A 288-nucleotide genomic window follows, 5' to 3' on the forward strand; every position below is an offset into this window, starting at 1 on the left:
AGCAGGTATGGCGGGCCCGAGGTGCAGGAGTTCTTCGATCGTCCCGATCCGGTCCCCGGTCGCGGTGAGGTGCTGATCCGGGTCGATGTCGCCGGCGTGAATCCCCTTGACCACCTCCTGCGCTCGGGTCTGGTCCCCGGGCTCGACGGCGGGCGCCCGTTCCCCCGCGTGCTGGGCATGGAGGCAGCCGGAACCGTTCTCGCCCTGGGGGAGGACGTCGACGGGCTCGAGGTCGGTGACGCGGTCTTCGGCTTCGCACTCACCGGTGGCGGCACCTACGCCGAGACA

The 288-nt window shown here is 70.8% G+C and carries 1 protein-coding gene; it reads left to right on the plus strand.

Translation table 11 applies throughout. The features are described from left to right. Window positions 1-288, plus strand: a 288-nt coding sequence (locus K7711_RS47205; RefSeq protein ID WP_222979755.1) for an alcohol dehydrogenase catalytic domain-containing protein, incomplete at both ends; no start/stop codon positions are given.

Origin of the sequence: Nocardia coffeae (assembly GCF_019890715.1) — a bacterium.
Classification (GTDB): domain Bacteria; phylum Actinomycetota; class Actinomycetes; order Mycobacteriales; family Mycobacteriaceae; genus Nocardia; species Nocardia jiangxiensis.